The sequence below is a fragment of the Micrococcus sp. HSID17227 genome, assembly GCF_003989405.1.
Lineage (GTDB): Bacteria > Actinomycetota > Actinomycetes > Actinomycetales > Micrococcaceae > Micrococcus > Micrococcus luteus.
Window position 1 is genome coordinate 1 of record NZ_RBLN01000489.1, and the last position, 747, is coordinate 747.

At 78.6% G+C, this 747-nt stretch carries 1 protein-coding gene; it reads right to left on the reverse strand.

Features of this window, described 5'->3' with window-relative positions:
• Positions 1-747 (reverse strand): aminotransferase class I/II-fold pyridoxal phosphate-dependent enzyme (locus D8M29_RS12830; protein ID WP_127446058.1); only part of this gene is annotated, 747 nt, incomplete at both ends.

Here is a 747-nt window from a genome sequence, read left to right on the forward strand (position 1 = left end):
GCGAGCCGTGCCGCGGGCTCCCCCGTGGCGGCGATCCGGCAGGCGGCCGCCGCGGAGGCGGCGAGCACGGGGGCCAGGGCCGTGTCGAAGACGAAGGTGCGGGCGGTGTTGAGCACGTGGTCGCGCCAGGACCGCGCGTCGGGCCCGCCGAACAGGGCCAGACCGCCCTGGCCGCCGAGGGCCTTCGAGCAGGTGGCGGTGACCACGACGGGCGCCTGCCCCGCCCACAGTCCCAGGGCGCCCGTGCGGCTGCCGCCGGGGACCACGCCGAGCGAGTGGGCCTCGTCCACCACGAGCAGGGCGCCGTGTTCGGCGGCCAGGGCGGCCAGGGCGGGCAGGTCGGCCTCGTCCCCCAGCACGGAGTACAGGGACTCGACCACCAGCACGATCCGTCGCGCCCGCCCTTCGGTGCGCAGCCGGTCGAGGGCGGCCCGGAAGGCGGGCACCCTGTTGTGCTCCACCGTGGTGACCGACGCGCCCGCCAGGGGGGCGAACGCCCCTGAGCGGGCGGTGACGGCGAGGGCGGCGCCGTCGCGCAGGCTCGCGTGGGCGTGCTCGTCCAGGAGGAAGGCGGTGCCCGGCCCGGCCAGGGCGCCGAGGACACCGAGGTTCGCGGTGTAGCCGGAGGAGAAGGCGAGGGCGGCATCCGCGTCGGCCAGCGCGGCGGCGGCGGACTCGAGGTCGGCGTGCGCGGGATGCGTCCCCGTGACGACGCGGGAGGCCCGCGCCCCGACCGGCCCCTCGGTG